This is a genomic window from Pseudomonas sp. OG7 (genome assembly GCF_014192825.1).
Classification (GTDB): domain Bacteria; phylum Pseudomonadota; class Gammaproteobacteria; order Pseudomonadales; family Pseudomonadaceae; genus Aquipseudomonas; species Aquipseudomonas monteilii.
This window is the reverse complement of sequence record NZ_JACHYK010000007.1, coordinates 201,825-222,883: the sequence shown is the minus strand read 5'-3', so window position 1 is coordinate 222,883 and position 21,059 is coordinate 201,825. Positions and strand designations below refer to the sequence as shown.

Below are 21,059 nucleotides of genomic sequence, written 5' to 3'. Positions count from 1 at the left end.
CGTTCCGGGCCGTTACAGGGTGTTGCCTGGAGCGGTGGCGGGCTCAAGGGGTCCGCTGCCTGTGCTGGCCCTATGGCCGGCACAGGACTCCACCGCCCTGCCCCACGCAATCCTTACTTCAGTACAGCAAGGGCTGCATCGTAGTTCGGTTCGTCAGCGATTTCGCCAACCAGCTCGCTGTGCAGCACCTTGTCGTTCTCGTCCAGCACTACCACCGCGCGGGCAGCCAGGCCGGCCAGCGGGCCGTCGGCGATGGCGACGCCGTAGTTTTCGAGGAACTCGCGGCCACGCAGGGTCGACAGGTTCTTCACGTTTTCCAGGCCTTCAGCACCGCAGAAGCGTGCCTGGGCGAACGGCAGGTCGGCGGAGATGCACAGCACGACAGTGTTGGCGACATCGTTGGCCTGGGCGTTGAACTTGCGCACGGAGGTAGCGCAGGTTGGGGTGTCGACGCTCGGGAAAATGTTCAGCACTTTGCGCTTGCCGGCGAAGTCTTTCAGCGACTTGTCAGCCAGGCCTTCACCGACCAGGGAGAAAGCCGGAGCCTGGGCGCCGACCTGTGGCAGGTTGCCGTTAACCTGAACCGGGCCGCCTTTGAGAGTCACTTGAGCCATGACGAAATCCTTATGCTGGGTTTGAAAAGGACACTGAGTTAAGCATGAAGCCGGCCGGGTGCCTATGGGTCAGGTGAAATTGTTCTATTTCCCGACACTTTTTGTGGACAAAAAAATGCCCAGGTTGCGACAAGCAACCCGGGCATTCCTCATTGCAGGGGGCGAATCAGCCCAGCAGGCCGTAAACCACCGAAGTCAACGCAACCAGGCCGACCACCACGACGAACACGTTGGAGGCCGCACCGCTGTACTTGCGCATCGACGGTACGCGGCGAATGGCATACATCGGCATCAGGAACAGCAGCACCGCCAGGATCGGGCCGCCGAGCGACTCGATCATGCCGAGGATGCTCGGGTTGAGGGTGGCAACGATCCAGCACACCACCAGCATCAGTGCAGCAACCACGCGGTCCAGGGTTTTGGCACCCGGGCGCGCGCCAGCCTTGGTGATGATGCCCTTCAGGCCTTCGCTGGCACCGATGTAGTGGCCCAGGAACGACTTGGCGATAGCCACGAAGGCGATCAGCGGTGCAGCGAACGCGATAGTCGGGTTGCTGAAGTGGTTGGCCAGGTACGACAGGATCGACAGGTTCTGTGCCTTGGCTTCGGCCAGCTGGGCGCTGCTGAGGGTGAGCACGCAACTGAACACGAAGAACAGCACCATCACCACCATCAGCAAGTGAGCACGGCGCAGGATCTGGCCGCTGCGCTCATCGGCGTGCTCGCCGTAACGGCGCTTCTGGTCCACCGCGAAGGCCGAGATGATCGGCGAATGGTTGAACGAGAACACCATCACCGGAATGGCCAGCCACAGGGTGTGCAGGAACGCCGAAGCCGGCGGCACCTGGGTGGCGCTGTCGAGGATGCCACCGGTCCAGTGCGGCACCAGGTACAGGCCAAGCAGCGCCAGGGCGACGATGAACGGGTACACCAGCAGGCTCATGACCTTGACCGTGGCCTGCTCGCCGCAACGCACGATGGCCAGCAGGCCGAGGATCAGCACGAACGACAGGATGGCCCGCGGTGGCGGCGCCATGTGCAGCTGGTGCTCCATGAAGCTGGACACGGTGTTGGTCAGCGCCACGCTATAGATAAGCAGGATGGGGAAGATTGCGAAGAAATACAGCACGGTGATCGAGGCACCGGCGGTGCTGCCGAAGTGCTCCTTGACCACCTCGGTGATGTCGCCACCGTTGCGCCCCGACAGGACGAACCGGGTCAGACCACGGTGGGCAAAGTACGTCATCGGGAAGGCCAGGATGGCCAGGATCAGCAGCGGCCAGAAACCGCCAAGGCCAGCGTTGATCGGCAGGAACAGGGTTCCGGCGCCGATGGCTGTGCCGAACAGGCCCAGCATCCAGGTAGTGTCGTGACGCGCCCAGCTGCCAAGGGTGGCGGGGGTCGATTCTGCAAAGCGTTGTTCAACGCTTGGGGCCTGCTCATTCATTCCGGGTGAAGCTCCACTCGCAAGACTGCAACAGGCTGAGAATGGCGAAATAGTGCCTTCGCCCAACTCAACCGGAAAAGAGGGGCGCGATTGTGCACGGAAAGGTTGCACTTGCGAAGCCCCTTTCCGAGGGGCGGTTGCACTTGTCTTTACAAGCGGGTTGTGCCGACAGGAAATGCAAGGGGCCGCGCAGGCCCCTTGGCGGTGTTACTTCTGGACGGCAGCGAACGCTTCGGCAACCCGTTGCAGGTTGGCCGGGCGCAGGCCGGACATGCACACGCGGCCACTGTCGATCAGGTACACCCCGAATTCGTCCCGCAGGCGGCGCACCTGCTCGACGCTGAAGCCGGTGTAGCTGAACATGCCACGCTGGCGCAGGAAGAACTGGAAGTCCTGGCCTGGCAACAGCACCGCCAGGGCATCGACCAGCGCCTGGCGCATGTCGAGGATACGCTTGCGCATCACTTCCACTTCTTCGGCCCATTGGGCATTGAGGCCGGCATCGCTCAGCACGCCAGCGACCAGTTGGGCGCCGAAGTTGGGCGGGCTGGAGTAGTTGCGGCGTACGGTGGCCTTGAGCTGGCCAAGAACGCTCTGGGCGGTGGCGTCATCGTCGCAGACCACCGACAGGCCGCCTACCCGCTCGCCATACAGCGAGAAGATTTTCGAGAACGAGTTGCTGACCAGGCACGGCACACCGGCACGGGCCATTTCGCGGATGGCGTAGGCGTCTTCCACCAGGCCTTCGGCGAAGCCTTGGTAGGCGATGTCGAGGAACGGGATCAGCTGGCGTGCCTTGACCACTTCGACCACTTGCTGCCACTGGTGTTGTTCCAGGTCGGCGCCGGTCGGGTTGTGGCAGCAGGGGTGCAGCAGTACCACGCTGTTGGCCGGCAGGGTCTGCAGGGTGTCCAGCATGCCGTCGAAGTCCACTCCACGGGTGGCCTGGTCGAAGTACGGGTAGGTGTGCACCTTGAAGCCGGCGCCTTCGAAGATGGCGCGGTGGTTGTCCCAGGTTGGGTTGCTGACCCAGACTTCGGACTGCGGGAAATAGCGCTTGAGGAAGTCGGCACCGACTTTCAGGGCGCCGGAGCCACCCACGGTCTGCACGGTGGCCACGCGGCCGCCGGTCACAGCCGGGTGATCGGCACCGAACAGCAGTGCCTGGATCGCCTGGCGGTAGCTGGCCAGGCCTTCCATCGGCAGGTACAGGGAAGCTTCGTGGTCCTGGCCGGCGATGCGTTTTTCCACCGCATCCACAGCCGCCAGTTGCGGCACCACGCCAGCCTCATCGTAGTACAGGCCGATACTCAGGTTGACCTTGTCGGCGCGCGGATCGGCCTTGAAGGTTTCCATCAACGAGAGGATCGGGTCGCCGGCATAGGCATCGACATGTTTGAACACAGCGTGCAGCTCCTTGGATCAGGACAGTACGAAAAGTCAGCGTTGAGCATACCCGGAGTGCGGGTTCAGGAACATCCACTATTGTGCAAGGTTGTCTATGCAACATTGCATGGCTGGGAATTTGTGCTGGATTCTTCGCGGGCACGCCCGCTCCCACAGGTTCAGCGCGTACCTGTGGGAGCGCGCGTGCCCGCGAAAGGGCCGGGTCAGCCAAGCAAGTCTTTCAGGCCCTGCAACTCCTGCTCGGTCACCGCCACCCCCTCCTCCTCAGCCACCTCACGCTTGCGGTATCGCCGCTCACCCGGCATGCGCGTCAACCCCACCGCCTGCATCTGTTCCACCAGCTCGCGGCTGCGCTGGGCAAAGCGCTCGCCCTCGGCCTTGTGCGGGTCGATGACGATGATCAGTTGCCCGGTCCATGGCGTTTTCGCCCCTGGGTACCCCGACCAGTCGAACTCCCAGGAGAAATGCCCACCGGTCAGCGCCGCCGCCAGCAACTCGACCATCATCGAGAGCGCCGAGCCCTTGTGCCCGCCAAACGGTAGCAAGGCGCCACCCTCCAGAATCGCCAGCGGGTCGGTGGTCGGCTCGCCATTGGCATCCACACCCATGCCTTCCGGTAGTTGCTGGCCGGCACGCGCAGCAATCTGCACGTCACCGTGGGCCATGGCGCTGGTGGCCATGTCGAAGACGATCGGGTCGTGTTCGGCGCATGGCGCAGCAAACGCGATGGGGTTGGTGCCGAACAGTGGCTTGCGGGCGCCATGCGGCACCACACAGGTCATGCTGTTGACCACGCTCAGGGCCACCAGGCCCTCTTCGGCAAACGGCTCTACATCCGGCCACAGTGCCGCGAAGTGGTGCGAGTTGTGGATTGCCAATACGGCAATGCCGGCATTGCGCGCCTTGGCCACCAACAACTCGCGGGCCGCAGCCAGCGCCGGCTGGGCGAAGCCGCCGGCTGCATCGACACTGACATAGCCGGCAGCTACATCACTGACCTTAGGTATGGCCTGGCCGTCCACCCAGCCACTGGCCAGGGTCGAAACATACCCGGGCATGCGGAATACCCCATGGCTGTGCGCGCCATCACGCTGGGCACTGGCACAGTTGTAAGCCAGCACCCCAGCCACACGCTCGCTGCAGCCATGGCGCCGGAAGATGGCCTGCAACAGGCCCTGCAGTTCGGTAAAAGGCACACGCACGACAGTGCCGGTAGAAGGTGCGGACATCTGAAGCTCCTTGTTGGTATTGGAATGGCTACAGCGTTGCAACGACAAAAACTTTCCTGCATGTGACAGCAATCTGTCAAATGTTGACTTGATGACAGAAAACATTCATTTTCTTCCCCAAGCCTTACCCTTGGAGCCACAGCATGAGCCAACCGATCAAGCAACGCCTGGAAAACAGCCTCGAAGGAGCCGCTGCCTCGGGCCGCAAGATCGCCACCTACATGCTTGCCAACCTGCACGAACTGCCGTTCCAGACTTCAGCCAGCATCGCGGCCAAGCTGGGCGTCAGTGAATCCAGCGTCGGGCGCTTCTGCCGTTCATTGGGTTATGCCCACCTCAAGGCATTAAAACAAGACCTGCAGAACGACTTGGGCGATGGCCCGTGGCTGGTGGGCGACCGCCTGCAAGATTACCGCCAGAACCAGGACGCCAGCGACAACGCCGGCAGCCTGGAGCTGGAAATCGCCGCCCTGGTGCGCGTGCACGAGTACCGCCAGAGCCCGGCCTGGCACAGCGTGGCGCAGCGCCTGGCCAGCAAGCCACGGGTGTTCATCGCCGGCTTCCAGACCGAGCGCGGCGTGGCCATGTGCATGAGCCACTTGCTGCAATACCTGCGCGATGGCGTACAACTGGTCGATATCAGCGCCGGGCACTTCGGCGAAGTGCTGCTTGGCCGCGCCGAAGACAGCGCCCTGGTGGTGTTCGAAGCGCGCCGTTATTCCCGCCATGCCTTGATGCTGTGCCAGAAGGCGCGCGAGGCGGGCATCGCGGTCACCCTGGTGACCGACACCTTCTGTGACTGGGCCGATGCCAACGCCGACGAGGTGTTCCGCATCCCCACCGAGTTCAACCTGTTCTGGGAATCCACCTCGACGATGCTGTCGTGGGTTCACCTGATGGTCAACGAGGTCTGCAAGAAACTCGGGCCTGATGTTGAAAAACGCTTGGAAGCGACTGCCGCTCTACATAACGAGTTCGTCGGCTACACCTCGTGGTCGGCGGGCAAACAACAATAGCAAGAGTGCAATGAGGTGCGAGATGAACAAGACCATGGCCTTGGTGGGTGCGTGTGCCCTGCTGCTGACGGGTGCCGCCAGTGCCGAAACCCTGCGTTTTGCCACCGAGGGCGCCTACCCGCCCTTCAACTATGTCGATGCCGATAACAAACTGCACGGCTTCGACATCGACATCACCCACGCCCTGTGCGAACAGATGAAAGTCGAGTGCACGCTGGTGGCCCAGGACTGGGAGGGCATCATCCCGGCCCTGATGGCACGCAAGTACGACGCTATTGTCGCCTCGATGATCGACACCGAAGAACGTCGCAAGAAAATCGCCTTCACCGACCATTACTACCGCACCCCGCTGACCGTTGCCGTCGCCAAGGACAGCAAGATCGACAGCGCCCAGACCGACTTTGTCGGCTACACCGTTGGCGCCCAGTCGTCGTCCACCCAGGCCATCTACGCCGAAGACGTGTATGGCAAAGCCGGCGCCGACGTGAAGCTGTACCCGACCATGGACGAAGCCAACGCCGACCTGGCCGCCGGGCGCCTGGACGGGGTGATTGCCGACAAATTCCCGCTGCACGAGTGGATGACCAAGAACGGTGGGGATTGCTGCAAGATCCTCGGCGACGTGGCAAACACCAAAGCCGATGCTGCCATTGCCGTGCGCAAGGAAGACGAGGCCCTGCGCCAGCGCCTGAACGTTGCACTGCAACAGATCGTGGCCAACGGCACCTACCAGAAGATCGCCAGCAAGTACTTCGCCTTCGATATCTACAACTGATCTTCAGGAAGTCTTGCGAAATCTCTATGGGAACGGCGTTGCGTCGCTCCCACAGAGACCGCACTACCCGTCCAAGGGGTTTGTCATGCTCGATCAATTGTCCTTGCTGTCCTTCGCCAGCGGAGGCTGGGGCCAGGCGCTGCTGGCCGGCGCGCTGGTTACGGTTTCCCTCGCCCTGGCCTGCCTGCCCATCGGCCTGCCGCTGGGCCTGGTAGTCGCCCTGGCCGCACGCTCGCGCAAACGCCTGCCACGGGCCTGGGCCACCACGTTCTCTACCGTGTTCCGCGGCCTGCCAGAGCTGCTGACGTTGCTCATCATTTATTATGGCTGCCAGATTGCCGCGCAGAAAATTCTGGCTGCCATGGGCTACGAGGGTGAGTTCCTGATCAACACCTTCCTTGCCGCGATGATTGCCTTCAGCCTGGTGTTCGCCGCGTTTTCCAGCGAGATCTGGCTGGCAGCCTTCAAGACCCTGCCCAAAGGCCAGCTGGAAGCCTGCTCGGCACTGGGCCTGAGCAAGCGCACCGGCTTCTTCAAGGTGCTGTTGCCGCAACTGACCCGCATCGCCCTGCCCGGCTTGTCAAACAACTGGCTGTCGCTGCTCAAGGACACCTCGCTGGTGTCGACCATTTCGCTGGTCGACCTGATGCGCCAGACCAACCTGGCGGTCAGCGTGACCAAGGAGCCGATGTTTTTCTACGGCGTCGCCTGCCTGGGTTATCTGCTGTTCGCGGCACTTTCCGGGCGCGTGTTCGCCTACATCGAACGGCGCAGCAACCGCCACCTGCAAGGAGCACGCGCATGAGCTTCGAACAACTGCTGGCACTGGTGCTCGACCCCGACCTGCTGGAACGTTACGGCCCACGCTTTCTCGATGGCCTGCTGGTAACCGCCAAGCTGGTGGCCATTTCCTTCAGTCTGGGCGCCGTGCTCGGCCTGTTGCTGGCCCTGGCTCGCATGTCGCGCAGCCTGGTGCTGCAGCGTATGGCCGCCGGTTATGTGTACTTCTTCCGTGGCTCGCCGCTGCTGGCCCAACTGTTTCTGCTGTATTACGGCCTGGGCTCGCTCAAGGGCTTCTGGCAGGACGTCGGCCTGTGGTGGTTCTTCCGCGAGGCGTGGTACTGCACCTTGCTGGCATTCACCCTGAACACCGCCGCCTACCAGGCCGAGATCTTCCGCGGCAGCCTGATGGCCGTGGCACCCGGCCAGCATGAGGCAGCCCGGGCGCTGAACCTGAAACGCTCGACCACCTTCTTCAAGGTGATCCTGCCGCAGTCGCTGCTGGTGGCCATAGGCCCACTGGGCAACGAACTGATCCTGATGATCAAGGCCAGCGCGATTGCCTCGCTGGTGACCATCTACGACCTCATGGGCGTGACCAAACTGGCCTTCTCGCGCAGTTTCGACTTCCAGATCTACCTGTGGGCCGCTGTGCTCTACCTGGTGATCGTGGAACTGGTGCGGCGCCTGCTGAAACACCTGGAAGCCCGCCTGGGCCGCCACCTGAACTGACCGAAGGATACGTTCCATGCATTGCCAGACCCTTGTCCTCGGCGCCGGCATCGTCGGCGTCAGCACCGCGCTGCACCTGCAGGCCCGCGGGCGCCAGGTGATCCTGATCGACCGCGACGAACCGGGCAGCGGTACCAGCCACGGCAACGCCGGGTTGATCGAACGCTCCAGCGTCATCCCCTATGCCTTTCCCCGGCAACTGGGCGCATTACTGCGCTACGGCCTGAACCGCCAGCCCGATGTGCGCTACAGCCTGGCGCACCTGCCCAAGGCCGCGCCGTGGCTGTGGCGCTACTGGCGTCATTCAGCCCCTGGCCGGCTGGCCGGCGCCGCCGCTGACATGCTGCCGCTGGTGCAGCGCTGCGTCGAAGAACACGACGCGCTGATCGCTGCTGCCGGCCTTGAAGGGCTGGTGCAGGCCAAAGGCTGGATCGAAGTGTTCCGCGACCCGGCCCTGTTCGAGCAGGCCAAGGCCGATGCCAAAGGCCTGAGCCGCTATGGCTTGCAATTTGAAATCCTTGAATGCGGGCAACTGCAGGCCCGCGAGCACCAGCTGGACGCCACCGTGGTCGGCGGCATCCACTGGCTCGACCCGAAGACCGTGAACAACCCAGGCGCCCTCACCCGTGGCTACGCGGCGCTGTTTCAGCAGCGCGGCGGGCAGTTCCTGCATGGTGATGCGCGCAGCCTGCGCCAAGCCAACGGCCAATGGCGGGTCGAGAGCCGCCGCGGCCCGATTACCGCCGACGAGGTGGTGGCCTGCCTAGGCCCACAGTCGGCCGAACTGTTCAGCGGCCTGGGCTACCAGATCCCGCTGGCGATCAAGCGCGGCTACCACATGCACTACAGCACTCGTGACGGTGCGCAACTGGAGCACTCCATTTGCGATACCCAGGGCGGCTACGTGCTGGCACCGATGGCGCGCGGCGTGCGACTGACGACCGGCATCGAGTTCGACGCAGCCAGCGCGCCCGGCAACCAGATCCAGCTGGGCCGCTGCGAGGCCCTGGCGCGCAAGCTGTTCCCGGCCTTGGGCGAACGCCTGGATGACACGCCGTGGCTGGGCCGTCGCCCGTGCCTGCCCGACATGCGCCCGGTGATCGGCCCTGCACCGCGCCACCCGGGGCTGTGGTTCAACTTCGGCCACGCCCACCACGGCCTCACCCTGGGCCCGGTCAGCGGTCGGCTGGTGGCCGAGCTGATCACCGGCGAACACCCCTTCACCGACCCCGCGCCCTACAGCGCGACCCGTTTCGACTGAACCCACGCGGGAGAAAAACAACATGACCGCACCACTGAGCCTTGCCAGCCTTGCCCCCGAGCCCGACCCACGCCAGGTGCTGATACGCATCGAAGGCCTGAACAAGCACTACGGCGCGTACCACGTGCTGCACGACATCGACCTGCAGGTGCGCGAAGGCGAACGCATCGTGCTGTGCGGGCCGTCCGGCTCGGGAAAATCGACGCTGATCCGCTGCATCAACCGCCTGGAGGTGGCCCAGCAGGGCAGCATAAAGGTCGACGGCATCGACCTGGCCGCCACCACCCGGGAAGCGGCGCAGGTGCGCAGCGATATCGGCATGGTGTTCCAGCATTTCAACCTGTTCCCGCACATGAGCGTACTGGACAACTGCCTGCTCGCCCCTACCAGCGTGCGCGGGCTGTCGCGCAAGGACGCCGAGGAACGGGCGCGCATGTACCTGAAGAAGGTGGGTATCGAAAGCCAGGCGCACAAGTACCCCAGCCAGCTATCCGGTGGCCAGCAGCAGCGCGTGGCGATCGCCCGGGCGCTATGCATGAAGCCGAGGATCATGCTGTTTGACGAGCCAACCTCGGCGCTGGACCCAGAAATGGTTGCCGAGGTGCTGGATGTGCTGGTGCAGCTGGCCGGCACGGGCATGACCATGCTGTGCGTGACCCACGAAATGGGCTTTGCCCGGCAAGTGGCCGAGCGGGTGCTGTTCCTTGAGGGTGGGCAAATCATCGAGGACAGCCCGCCGCAGGTGTTCTTCAACCAGCCGCGTACCGACCGGGCCAAGGCGTTTCTGGCGCAGATACTGCACTGAAGCCTGCTCTGGCCTCTTCGCGGGCTTGCCCGCGAAGAGGCCGGCACAAGCAACACTTTATTGCACCGCTGCAAAGACCCAACTGCATCGTTAAATATTATTGACCGGCATCCCCGCCAAACCCACGCCACAACAGGCCCGCATCGGTTTCAGCCCCCAAAAACCGGTGCATTCCCCGCGTTAAAGCCCTCTTCAGTCGTTTGACATATCGAACGGCTCTGGCAAGCTATCTACATGCCCCGACCGGAATCGTCGCCTCTGACGAGCCGGCAGTGCTCGGGGCTACAGGCTGCACCCAAGGCTCCGCGCCGTGCACCTGCACAACAACGACAGGCCGAACCTGTCCCAAGGTGACATATGTCCAACAGCAACATTGGCAACAAGCAACCTTCCCTGCGCAAACCCGTCGTCCTGATGACCATGGGCAGCCAAGAGCGCAAAGGCCATGACTATCAAGTCATGACCCACAAATACATCACGCCGCTGGTCGAGTTCTCCGATTGCGTTCCGGTACTGGTGCCCACCTGCTGCGGCACTGAAGACCTCGAGACCTACCTGGACATGGCCGACGGCGTGTACCTGACCGGCGCTGGCAGCAACATCGACCCGGCCCTGTATGGCCAGGAAAACCAGACCCCAGGCAAGGGCCAGGACCAGAACCGCGACCTGTTCGACATCCCGCTGGTCAAGGCGGCGATCAAGCGTGGCCTGCCAATCTTCGGCATCTGCCGTGGCATGCAGGAAATCAACGTCGCCCTGGGCGGCGACATCTACCAGAAGGTGTACGCCGAGCCGGGCTTCAACGACCACCGGGAAAACCCGGAAGACCCGGTTGAAGTGCAATACGCTCAGGTTCATGGCGTAAAAATCCAGCCAGGCAGCTGGCTGCAGGACACCCTGGGTACCGACGAGATTCGCGTCAACTCGTTGCATGGCCAAGGCCTGCGCAAGCTCGGCGCTGGCATCGAAGCCATCGCCCACGCCGAAGACGGCCTGGTCGAGGCCATTCACGCCCCGAGCATTTCGCCGTTCCTGTTCGCCGTGCAGTGGCACCCGGAATGGCAAGCGGCGAAAAACCCTGATTCGATCAAGATCTTCCAGGCATTCGGCGATGCTTGCCGCGCCCAGGTACGCAAGGCGCAGATCAAGCGCCAGCACGCTGCCTGACCTACCGTTTCCTCTGCTTTGATCGCGGGGTGGCGCAAGGCCGCCCCCGTTTCCCCGGTCACCCTCTGCTGGTCCCAGAACACTTCCCGTGGATGCGGGCGGCGGGCTTGTGCCTGTCTCCGCGATCGTTTTTCCCTCCCCTCTCAAGAGATACGATGACTGATTGTGATTGGTCTGCCATCGGTGTCTTCGGCTCCTTCTGCTGTAACCCGCGAAGACGCCAGTACAGAATTAACCCTTCCCTCCTGCACCGCCGCAAAAAAATCTCGCAAAGGGACTAGTCATCGCACAAGTTGTACGATAACTTACCTCCAACGCAGAACAACACCCTTCACCCAAGCGCCACAGGATGCCTAGAACAATGACTCCACAAGAACTGAAATCCATCCTCTCCCACGGCCTGCTGTCTTTCCCGGTCACCGACTTCAACGCCCAGGGCGATTTCAACCAGGCTGGCTACATCAAACGCCTGGAATGGCTGGCCCCGTATGGCGCCAGTGCCCTGTTCGCCGCTGGCGGCACCGGTGAGTTCTTCTCCCTGGCTGCCAGCGAATACAGCCAGGTGATCAAGACCGCCGTCGACACCTGTGCTACTTCGGTACCGATTCTCGCCGGCGTGGGTGGCTCCACCCGCCAGGCCATTGAATACGCCCAGGAAGCCGAGCGCCTGGGTGCCAAAGGCCTGCTGCTGCTGCCGCACTACCTGACCGAAGCCAGCCAGGATGGCGTTGCCGCCCACGTAGAAGCGGTGTGCAAATCGGTAAAAATCGGCGTGGTGGTGTACAACCGCAACGTCTGCCGCCTGAACGCCGACCTGCTGGAAAAACTGGCCGAGCGCTGCCCGAACCTGATCGGTTACAAAGACGGCCTGGGTGATATCGAGCTGATGGTGTCGATCCGTCGCCGCCTGGGCGACCGCTTCAGCTACCTGGGTGGGCTGCCGACCGCCGAAGTGTATGCTGCTGCCTACAAGGCCCTGGGCGTACCGGTGTACTCCTCCGCCGTGTTCAACTTCGTGCCGAAGACCGCCATGGACTTCTACAACGCCATCGCCCGTGACGACCACGCCGCCGTGGCCAAGCTGATCGACGATTTCTTCCTGCCGTACCTGGACATCCGTAACCGCAAAGCCGGCTACGCCGTCAGCATCGTCAAGGCCGGCGCCAAAATTGCCGGTTACGACGCAGGCCCGGTGCGCACGCCGCTGACCGACCTGACTGCCGAAGAGTACGAAATGCTCGCAGCCCTGATGGACAAGATGGGTCCGCAATAAGCGCACCCCTGCGGCCTGCCCTTGCCGCACCCGGAGTGGGAAGCCCCACTCCGGTTACAATTCGTGAGCCCGCACAAAAATAACTAGTGGGAGTATTACCAGCATGCAAGCGACTAAGAAGACGCATGTGCGCTACCTGATCCTGTTCATGCTGTTTCTGGTGACCACGATCAACTATGCCGACCGCGCTACCATTGCAATCGCAGGTTCCAGCCTGCAGAAAGACCTCGGCATTGACGCCGTAACCCTCGGTTATATCTTCTCCGCCTTCGGATGGGCTTACGTAGCTGGCCAGATTCCTGGTGGCTGGCTGCTCGATCGTTTCGGTTCCAAGAACGTCTACGCCTTCAGCATCTTCACCTGGTCGCTGTTCACCCTGTTGCAGGGTTTTGTCGGTGGCCTTCCGGTTGCCTGGGCCGTAGTGACCCTCTTCACCCTGCGCTTCCTGGTTGGTTTCGCCGAAGCCCCGTCGTTCCCGGGCAACGCGCGCATCGTCGCCGCCTGGTTCCCCACACAGGAGCGTGGCACGGCCTCGGCCATCTTCAACTCGGCACAGTACTTCGCCACTGCACTGTTCGCGCCGATCATGGGCTGGATCGTGTTCAGCTTCGGCTGGGAGCATGTGTTCGTGGTCATGGGCGCACTGGGCATCGTGTTCTCCATGGTATGGCTGAAGACCATCCACAACCCGCGCCAACACCCCCGCATCAGCCAAAGCGAGCTTGAACACATCGAGCAGAACGGCGGCCTGGTGGACATGGACCAGAAGCGCGGCAACGACGGCCCGAAATGGGGCTACATCAAGCAGCTACTGACCAGCCGCATGCTGCTGGGCGTGTACCTGGGCCAATACTGCATCAACGCCATCACCTATTTCTTCCTCACCTGGTTCCCGGTGTACCTGGTGCAGGAGCGCGGCATGACCATCCTCAAGGCGGGCTTCATCGCCTCGCTGCCGGCGGTCTGCGGCTTCATTGGTGGCGTGCTGGGTGGCGTGATCTCGGACTGGCTGCTGCGCCGTGGCAACTCGCTGACCTTCTCGCGCAAACTGCCGATCGTCTGCGGCCTGTTGCTGTCGACCACCATGGTGTTCTGCAACTATGTAGACGCCGAATGGATGGTGGTCGGCTTCATGACCCTGGCGTTCTTCGGCAAAGGCATTGGCGCGCTGGGCTGGGCGGTGGTGGCAGACACCTCGCCCAAGCAGATCGCCGGACTGTCAGGTGGCCTGTTCAACACCTTCGGCAACATCGCCTCGATCACCACCCCGATCGTGATCGGCTACATCATCAGCGCCACCGGCTCGTTCAAGTGGGCGCTGGTGTATGTAGGTGCCAACGCCTTGGTGGCGGTGTTCAGCTACCTGGTGATCGTTGGCCCGATCAAACGCATCGAGCTGCGCGACGATGCCCCAAAGCCACAGGCTGAGCCTGCCGCCAACAGCGAACTGGCCAGCTCGCGCCACTGAGTGAACACGCCCGCGCCGGTTAACCGGTGCGGGCGGATGTACAAAAAGCCTGAGAACCTGACAAGTAGGGCCCAAACATGCAGTTGATCGAACATTCCGACTCGCCCCGCTACGTCCGCCTGCATGACGACGATAACGTCGTCGTGGTTGTAAACGACGGCGGCCTGGGCGAAGGCGCCCGTTTCGCCGATGGCCTGACCTTGGTCGAAGGCGTGCCACAAAGCCACAAGGTGGCCACCGTGACCATCGCCAAGGGCGAACCCGTGCGCCGCTACGGGCAAATCATCGGCTATGCGCTGGAAGACCTGCGCCAAGGCAGCTGGGTGCAGGAAAGCCAACTGGCCATGCCGTCCGCCCCGGAGCTGGACAGCCTGCCGCGCTGCGACGCTGTCCCGCAGCCCTTGCCGCCGCTGGAAGGCTTCACATTCGAAGGCTACCGCAACGCAGACGGTACCGTCGGTACCCGCAACATCCTCGGCATTACCACCACCGTGCAATGCGTGACCGGCGTGCTCGAACACGCAGTGAAGCGCATCCGCAGCGAACTACTGCCCAAATACCCCAACGTCGATGACGTGGTGGCCATCACCCACAGCTACGGCTGCGGCGTGGCGATCAACGCACGCGACGCCTACATCCCGATCCGCACCGTGCGCAACCTGGCGCGCAACCCCAACCTGGGCGGCGAGGCGCTGGTCATCAGCCTGGGCTGCGAAAAACTGCAGGCCGGCCAGGTGATGCACGACAACGACCCGTCGGTGGACCTCAGCGACCCGTGGCTGTACCGCCTGCAGGACGCCAGCCTGGGCTTTGTGGAAATGATCGAACAGATCATGGCACTGGCCGAAACCCGACTGAAGAAACTCGACCAGCGCCGACGCGAAACCGTACCCGCCAGCGAGCTGATCCTTGGCATGCAGTGCGGCGGCAGCGACGCCTTCTCGGGCATTACCGCCAACCCGGCACTGGGCTACGCGTCCGACCTGCTGGTACGCGCCGGCGCCACCGTGCTGTTCTCGGAGGTGACCGAAGTACGCGACGCCATTTACATGCTGACCTCTCGCGCCGAAAACCAGGATGTCGCCGGTGCCCTGATACGCGAAATGGACTGGTACGACCGCTATCTGGAGCAAGGTGCGGCCGACCGCAGCGCCAACACCACGCCGGGCAACAAGAAAGGCGGCCTGTCCAATATCGTCGAGAAGTCGCTGGGTTCGATCGTCAAGTCCGGCAGCGGCGCCATTCAGGGCGTGCTTGGCCCAGGCGAGCGAGTTACGCGCAAGGGCCTGATTTTCTGCGCCACCCCGGCCAGCGACTTCGTCTGCGGCACCCTGCAACTGGCTGCCGGTATGAACCTGCATGTATTCACTACCGGCCGTGGCACCCCATACGGCCTCGCCATGGCACCAGTGGTCAAGGTGTGCACCCGCAGCGAACTGGCCCAGCGTTGGCCCGACCTGATCGACATCGACGCCGGGCGCATCGCCACAGGCCGCTCGACCATCGAAGAGCTGGGTTGGGAACTGTTCCACTACTACCTGGACGTGGCCAGCGGCCGCAAGCAGACCTGGGCCGAACAGCACCGGTTGCACAACGACATCACCCTGTTCAACCCGGCACCGATTACTTGATGCCCAAGGCAGCAACCTATCAGACATTCTCTTAACCTACAGGAGCACCCCATGCCTGAAATCCTCGGCCACAACTTCATCGCCGGCCAGCGCAGCGCCGCCGGCCAACAGCGCCTGCAGAGCCTGGACGCCAGCACTGGCGAGGCCCTGCCCTACAGCTTCGCCCAAGCTACCGAAGCCGAAGTGGACCAGGCCGCCACCGCTGCCAAGGCCGCTTTCGCCGAATTCCGCCAATTGAGCCCAGCCCGCCGCGCCGACTTCCTCGATGCGATCGCCGCCGAGCTGGACGAACTGGACGACGCCTTCGTCGCCATCGTCTGCCGCGAAACCGCCCTGCCCGCCGCCCGTATTCAAGGCGAGCGTGGCCGCACCAGCGGCCAGATGCGCCTGTTCGCCCAGGTGCTGCGCCGGGGTGACTTCCTCGGTGCCCGTATCGACCTGGCCCTGCCCGAGCGCCAGCCGCTGCCGCGTGTAGACCTGCGCCAGATGCGCATCGGCGTTGGCCCGGTCGCCGTGTTCGGCGCCAGCAACTTCCCGCTGGCCTTCTCCACCGCCGGTGGCGACACCGCGGCCGCTCTGGCTGCCGGTTGCCCGGTGGTGTTCAAGGCGCACAGCGGCCACATGGCCACCGCCGACCTGGTCGGCTGCGCCATCGTGCGCGCCGCCGAACGTACCGGCATGCCCAAGGGTGTGTTCAACATGGTATTCGGTGGCGGCGTGGGCGAGTGGCTGGTCAAGCACCCGGCCATCCAGGCTGTCGGCTTCACCGGTTCGCTCAAAGGTGGCGACGCCCTGTGCCGCATGGCTGCCGAGCGCCCGCAACCCATCCCTGTGTTCGCCGAGATGTCCAGCATCAACCCGGTGATCGTCCTTCCGGGCGCCCTGGCCAAACGTGGCGAGGCCATCGCCCGCGAGCTGGCCGGCTCCGTGTGCATGGGCGCCGGCCAGTTCTGCACCAACCCTGGCATGGTCATCGGCTTGCAATCGCCTCAGTTCAGCCAACTGCTGGCCGACCTTGGCCTGCACCTGAACGCCCAGGCCGGCCAGACCATGCTCAACGCGGGTGGCCTGCGCAGCTACGTCGGCGGTCTGGAGCACCTGCACGCCCACGCGGGTATCCAGCACCTGGCTGGCCAGCCACAGGAAGGCAGCCAGGCCCGCGCCCAGCTGTTCAAGGCCGACGCCAGCCTGCTGGTGAATGCCGACCCGCTGCTGCAGGAAGAAGTGTTCGGCCCAACCACCGTAGCGGTCGAAGTGCAGGACAACGACCAACTGCGCGCCGCCCTGCTCGGCCTGCGTGGCCAGCTGACCGCGACGCTGATCGGTGAGCAGGAGGACTTCGAGGCCTTTGCCTGGCTGGTGCCGCTGCTGGAGGAGAAGGTCGGGCGCATTCTGGTCAACGGTTACCCGACCGGTGTCGAAGTGTGTGATGCGATGGTCCACGGCGGGCCCTACCCGGCCACCTCCGACGCCCGTGGCACCTCGGTTGGCACATTGGCTATCGACCGCTTCCTGCGCCCGGTGTGCTACCAGAACTACCCGCAGGCGTTGCTGCCTGAAGCCTTGCGCGACGGCAACCCATTGGGTCTGCGCCGTTTGGTCAATGGTCAGTGGAGTGACGCGGCGATCTGAGTGATTGCCTGAAACAAGAAAGCCCCGCGCATGGCGGGGCTTTTCTTTTGGCAGTGTCCGCTGGCAAGAGAAACTTCAGGCCCCTTGCGCCTCAGCCTCTTCATGTACCTGACGCAAGCGCTCCCGGCTATTGCTCAGGTGCATGCGCATGGCCATCTTCGCCCCCTCGCTGTCACGCCGGGCGATTGCTTCATAAATCGCCTCGTGCTCATGCATCAACCGGCTCATGTAATGCGCCTGGTCATCATGGGCCAGCCGCGCCGAATTCACCCGGGTGCGAGGGATGATGCTGGTGCCCAGGTGGTTGATGATATCGGCGAAGTAATGGTTGCCACTGGCCTGTGCAATGCGCAGGTGAAACTGGAAGTCCGCCGACACCGCATCGTTGGCATGGGCCGCCCCTTCGTTGAGCTCATCCAGCGCCGCACGCATGCCTGCCAGCTCTTCATCGCTGCGCCGCTGCGCCGCCAGGCCTGCCGACTCGATCTCCAGGGCAATGCGCAATTCCAGAACAGCCAAAACCTCGCGCAACGTAACCACGGTGGCTGGGTCAATGCGAAAGCCCCCGGTGGCCGGCGCGTCCAGCACGAAGGTGCCGATGCCGTGACGGGTCTCGACCTGCCCGGCGGCCTGCAGCCGCGAGATCGCCTCACGCACCACGGTGCGGCTGACGCCCTCCTCAGCCATGATCTGCGATTCGGTCGGAAGCTTGTCGCCACGCTTGAGCTGGCCACTGCGAATGCGCTCGGTCAGCACCGTGACCAGTTCCTGGGCCAGACTACGCGGCTTGCGCCGGGTCCTTGCCTGTACCTGCTGCTCTGTCATTGCCCTGTGTTTCACCTTGAAAGACAGCGCTCATCATAGCGCATGCAGTTGTACGATCACATACACCCGGTGCGGTATTTATTGCACATCCCTGTAGCGCCACCTCGGGAAAAGCTGGCCCAAAGCCAGCGCAAGCCTGTACTGTGCGCCTTTGCGCTCACTCATCCATGGAAGGAAGACCCGGCATGAAACCCCACGACCGCCTGCTGCTCGCCAGCGGCCTGCTGATCCCCCTCTGGCTGCTGGCCGGTGTATGGCTCACTGCCCAAGCCTACCCCGGCTACGACCACCTGCAACAGGCCATGAGCCAACTCGGCGCCGTTGGCTCGCCAACCCATAGCTGGTCGCCACAGGTTAACAACTTCCCCTTGGCCGTACTGTTCGCACTGTTAGCCTGGGGCCTGGCGCGGCGCTGGCGTCACTCCAGACTTGCACTGCTGAGTGCGGGCCTGGTGCTGCTACACGGTGTCGGCAGCCTGGGCACCGGCTGGTTCCCCTGCGACCAGGGGTGCGCTCCGGCGCAGCCGTCTACCTCTCAGCAACTGCATAACCTGTCCGGCCTGCTGATGTTTCTCTCACTGACCTTGGCCAGCGCCTTGTGGGCCTGGCTGGGCAATCGCATTGCGGGTTCACCCGCTCTGTCATTGTTCTCCCTGGCCTGTGTGGTCCTGGCGATCGTTACCGTCGCCCTGATGGGCCAGGCGCTAGAAAACGGCCAGTTGTTCGGCCTGTACCAACGGCTGAACTATGGCGTGTCGGTGATCTGGGTCGCCGGCCTGGCCTGGGCCAGCCTGCGCAAGCCTGCCACCAACCCGCTGCGCATGGCGGTGATCTGACGGCAAATTGCTGGCCCCCGGTCTTGAAAAGCGAAGGCAAACTTCCTTCCTCTTCATATGCTTAGGACAGCAACATGCGAGTATTTCTAGCAACGTTGGCCGGTTGCCTGCTGGCCACGCTCGCTTTCGGCGCCCAAGCCCGGGCGCCAAGCCAGAACGATCGCCACACCTGCACCTGGGGGGCGCAGATAGCCGCCGAAGCCCAACAGGCCAAGCTTTCCGGGGTCACGCTGTATGCCACGCGAAAGAAGCTGCAGGTACGCAAATTCCCCAAACCGTGGATGCGCATGACCGCCTTCGGTATTACCGAGCAGACCTACAACAGCCGCTCGCGGCTAAAACCGTCCGCAATCAGGCAGACTTACTACGAGCAGTGCGTTCAGCACGCTGTAGCAAGAAGATGATTTGTTATTTATCAAATATTTATGCAATAAACTTTAGAGTCAGTCTTGAATAACGACAGGCCACTTCAAGGCCGCCAAGGGGCTCCGGCCTAGAAGCGGTCTTCCAGCCAGGCCTTGAATGCCCCCAGTGCCGCTGTATTCAGGCGCGCGGTCGGCCGCACCAGGTAAATGCCCGCTGCCACTGCGGCAACACCCGCACCAGGCGGTGCTTGCATTTGTTAATCTGATAAAGACATTTGAATAGTGATAAAGCCATTCACCCCATGGATGAACTGCGCAAGATCGACCTCAACCTGCTGCTGGCCCTTCACGCGCTGCTCAGCGAGAAACACGTGACCCGCGCCGCCCTGCGCCTGCACCGCAGCCAGCCGGCGGTAAGCCACGCCCTGGCGCAGTTGCGCAAACACTTCGACGACCCCTTGCTGGTTCGCCAGAACGGCCGCATGGCGCTCACCACACTCGCCCAGTCGCTGGCCAGCCCGCTGCAGGATGCGCTGGGCAGCCTCAACGGCCTGCTCGCCACCCCCCAGTTCGACCCGGCCAAGGCCCAGCGCCGTTTCAGGCTGTCGCTGTCCGACTACTCGTCGCGCATTATCCTGCCACCCCTGATGCGCCATCTGCGCCAGGTCGCACCCGGGGTAGACCTGGCCATCAGCCAGGCCAGCCGCGAAACCATGCTGGCCCAACTGCTCGATGGCGAACTGGACCTGGCCTTGGGCATCTTCCCGGACCGGCCCCAAGGCATCACTACCCAGCCGCTGTTTGCCGACAGCTTCATCAGCGTCGCCGACCGCCAGGTCCTGCCAGCCAGCGGCGGCTTGGCGCTGGAAGACTGGCTGGCGCGCCCGCATGTACTGATGGCCATGCGCCCGGACGCCTTCGATGAGATTGAACGTGCGCTGGCAGCCCAAGGCTTGCGCCGTCGAATTGCCCTGGCCTTGCCGCACTGGAGCGCAGCGGTGGAGGTATTGGCCGGTACCGACCTAATCCTTACCGTGGCCAGCCGCGCCGTAGGCTCGCTGCACCCGCACACGGCGTTACGCCAGTTCGAACCGCCGCTGGCAATCCCCTCGTTCGACTACCAGCAAGCCTGGCACAGCCGCAAGGACAACGACCCCGGGCATCGCTGGCTACGCGAAACCGTGTGGGCCTGCAGCCAACCGGGGTGCTGATCAACCTTCTGGCTGCTTCACCACCGCTGCGGCACTGGCCGGTGTCGCCGTCGCCCAGGTGCCCTGCACCAGCAGCACGCCACATAAAATCAGCACCACGCCCGCCAGCCTGGCCAGGTTGAGTGGCTTGCCAGTCAACCCCATTACCCCAAAATGGTCGGCCAGCACTGCCGTGATGATCTGCCCTGCCACGACCAGTACCAGGAAGCCCGCAGCCCCCAACCTTGGGGTAAGTGCAGCAGCACCGGCCACATACAGTGCCCCCAGAACACCCCCTACCCACAACCACCAGGGCCCCTGCAGCGCCTTGCCCATGTCCGGTGCAGGCACCCTCAGAACCAGCAGGGCAACAATCACCACCAGCGAACTCACCGTCAACGAGGTGAACGCCCCCCATAACCAGTGCCCCAATGCCCGACCTACGGCAGCGTTAGCGGTGGCCTGAAAGGGCAGTACGGCACCGGCAAACAACGCCAGGGCAAGCGGCAGAACCAACAGAAGCATGGATTTACTGAACATGGACGTGCCTTTTCAACGTGTTGATGACCGCCATCATCGTGCAATGCACCAAGCTGATGGAAATCA

At 63.3% G+C, this 21,059-nt stretch carries 20 protein-coding genes and 1 pseudogene; 14 read left to right on the top strand and 7 right to left on the bottom strand.

Features of this window, described 5'->3' with window-relative positions; all coding sequences use genetic code 11:
- Positions 1 to 113: 113 nt before the first annotated feature.
- From tpx to FHW75_RS18555, 4 genes are all read right to left on the bottom strand, one after another.
- Complete coding sequence (gene tpx, locus FHW75_RS18570) at positions 114 to 614, bottom strand: thiol peroxidase (protein WP_019098358.1); 501 nt, start codon at positions 612 to 614, stop codon at positions 114 to 116.
- A 166-nt stretch (positions 615 to 780) separates the two neighbouring features.
- Complete coding sequence (locus FHW75_RS18565; protein ID WP_025752601.1) at positions 781 to 2,061, bottom strand: serine/threonine transporter; 1,281 nt, start codon at positions 2,059 to 2,061, stop codon at positions 781 to 783.
- A gap of 207 nt (positions 2,062 to 2,268) precedes the next feature.
- On the bottom strand, positions 2,269 to 3,465 hold the full coding sequence (locus FHW75_RS18560; RefSeq protein ID WP_019098357.1) for an amino acid aminotransferase: 1,197 nt from the start codon (positions 3,463 to 3,465) through the stop codon (positions 2,269 to 2,271).
- A gap of 206 nt (positions 3,466 to 3,671) precedes the next feature.
- On the bottom strand, positions 3,672 to 4,697 hold the full coding sequence (locus FHW75_RS18555; protein ID WP_183674209.1) for an Ldh family oxidoreductase: 1,026 nt from the start codon (positions 4,695 to 4,697) through the stop codon (positions 3,672 to 3,674).
- Positions 4,698 to 4,840: 143 nt separating this feature from the next.
- On the opposite strand from FHW75_RS18555, the gene FHW75_RS18550 reads away from it, so the two are divergent.
- The 11 genes from FHW75_RS18550 to FHW75_RS18500 all read left to right on the top strand — a co-directional run bounded on the left by FHW75_RS18550 (position 4,841) and on the right by FHW75_RS18500 (position 17,237).
- Positions 4,841 to 5,713, top strand: a complete 873-nt coding sequence (locus FHW75_RS18550; RefSeq protein ID WP_016713843.1) for a MurR/RpiR family transcriptional regulator — start codon at positions 4,841 to 4,843, stop codon at positions 5,711 to 5,713.
- Between the two features lie 22 nt (positions 5,714 to 5,735).
- Complete coding sequence (locus FHW75_RS18545) at positions 5,736 to 6,488, top strand: transporter substrate-binding domain-containing protein (protein WP_019098355.1); 753 nt, start codon at positions 5,736 to 5,738, stop codon at positions 6,486 to 6,488.
- Positions 6,489 to 6,573: 85 nt separating this feature from the next.
- On the top strand, positions 6,574 to 7,293 hold the full coding sequence (locus FHW75_RS18540; protein WP_016713841.1) for an ABC transporter permease: 720 nt from the start codon (positions 6,574 to 6,576) through the stop codon (positions 7,291 to 7,293).
- Positions 7,290 to 8,000 carry an ABC transporter permease gene (locus FHW75_RS18535; RefSeq protein WP_019098354.1) on the top strand — a complete coding sequence of 237 codons (711 nt, stop codon included), beginning with the start codon at positions 7,290 to 7,292 and terminating at the stop codon, positions 7,998 to 8,000. Before FHW75_RS18540 ends, FHW75_RS18535 begins: the two co-directional genes overlap by 4 nt.
- Positions 8,001 to 8,016: 16 nt before the next feature.
- Positions 8,017 to 9,261, top strand: a complete 1,245-nt coding sequence (locus FHW75_RS18530) for an FAD-binding oxidoreductase (protein WP_016713839.1) — start codon at positions 8,017 to 8,019, stop codon at positions 9,259 to 9,261.
- A 22-nt stretch (positions 9,262 to 9,283) separates the two neighbouring features.
- Complete coding sequence (locus tag FHW75_RS18525; RefSeq protein ID WP_019098353.1) at positions 9,284 to 10,066, top strand: amino acid ABC transporter ATP-binding protein; 783 nt, start codon at positions 9,284 to 9,286, stop codon at positions 10,064 to 10,066.
- 357 nt (positions 10,067 to 10,423) lie between these two features.
- Positions 10,424 to 11,233, top strand: a complete 810-nt coding sequence (locus tag FHW75_RS18520) for a gamma-glutamyl-gamma-aminobutyrate hydrolase family protein (protein WP_016713837.1) — start codon at positions 10,424 to 10,426, stop codon at positions 11,231 to 11,233.
- Between the two features lie 361 nt (positions 11,234 to 11,594).
- Positions 11,595 to 12,506, top strand: a complete 912-nt coding sequence (kdgD, locus tag FHW75_RS18515; RefSeq protein WP_016713836.1) for a 5-dehydro-4-deoxyglucarate dehydratase — start codon at positions 11,595 to 11,597, stop codon at positions 12,504 to 12,506.
- A gap of 103 nt (positions 12,507 to 12,609) precedes the next feature.
- Positions 12,610 to 13,974, top strand: a complete 1,365-nt coding sequence (locus tag FHW75_RS18510) for an MFS transporter (RefSeq protein ID WP_019098352.1) — start codon at positions 12,610 to 12,612, stop codon at positions 13,972 to 13,974.
- A gap of 77 nt (positions 13,975 to 14,051) precedes the next feature.
- Positions 14,052 to 15,605, top strand: coding sequence for a galactarate dehydratase (gene garD, locus FHW75_RS18505; RefSeq protein ID WP_025752604.1), 1,554 nt, complete (start codon positions 14,052 to 14,054; stop codon positions 15,603 to 15,605).
- A gap of 51 nt (positions 15,606 to 15,656) precedes the next feature.
- Positions 15,657 to 17,237: an aldehyde dehydrogenase (NADP(+)) gene (locus tag FHW75_RS18500; protein WP_025752606.1), complete on the top strand. Its 1,581-nt coding sequence runs from the start codon at positions 15,657 to 15,659 to the stop codon at positions 17,235 to 17,237.
- A 75-nt stretch (positions 17,238 to 17,312) separates the two neighbouring features.
- Here the strand turns inward: FHW75_RS18500 and FHW75_RS18495 are convergent, their stop codons facing one another.
- Positions 17,313 to 18,062 carry a FadR/GntR family transcriptional regulator gene (locus FHW75_RS18495; protein ID WP_019099577.1) on the bottom strand — a complete coding sequence of 250 codons (750 nt, stop codon included), beginning with the start codon at positions 18,060 to 18,062 and terminating at the stop codon, positions 17,313 to 17,315.
- A 185-nt stretch (positions 18,063 to 18,247) separates the two neighbouring features.
- Between FHW75_RS18495 and FHW75_RS18490 the strand changes: the two genes are divergently transcribed.
- Entirely contained in the window at positions 18,248 to 18,898 is a 651-nt protein-coding gene (locus FHW75_RS18490; protein ID WP_025752608.1) for a DUF998 domain-containing protein, read from the top strand.
- 74 nt (positions 18,899 to 18,972) lie between these two features.
- Complete coding sequence (locus FHW75_RS18485; protein ID WP_025752610.1) at positions 18,973 to 19,302, top strand: hypothetical protein; 330 nt, start codon at positions 18,973 to 18,975, stop codon at positions 19,300 to 19,302.
- An 89-nt stretch (positions 19,303 to 19,391) separates the two neighbouring features.
- Here FHW75_RS18485 and FHW75_RS18480 read toward each other — a convergent pair.
- Positions 19,392 to 19,507: pseudogene (locus tag FHW75_RS18480) on the bottom strand (LysR family transcriptional regulator); the annotation flags it as partial.
- A gap of 58 nt (positions 19,508 to 19,565) precedes the next feature.
- On the opposite strand from FHW75_RS18480, the gene FHW75_RS18475 reads away from it, so the two are divergent.
- On the top strand, positions 19,566 to 20,474 hold the full coding sequence (locus tag FHW75_RS18475) for a LysR family transcriptional regulator (protein ID WP_025752611.1): 909 nt from the start codon (positions 19,566 to 19,568) through the stop codon (positions 20,472 to 20,474).
- Here FHW75_RS18475 and FHW75_RS18470 read toward each other — a convergent pair whose 3' ends face one another.
- Positions 20,475 to 20,993 (bottom strand): DMT family transporter, encoded by a 519-nt coding sequence (locus FHW75_RS18470; RefSeq protein WP_027608904.1) that lies wholly within the window; start codon positions 20,991 to 20,993, stop codon positions 20,475 to 20,477.
- Positions 20,994 to 21,059 lie beyond the last annotated feature (66 nt).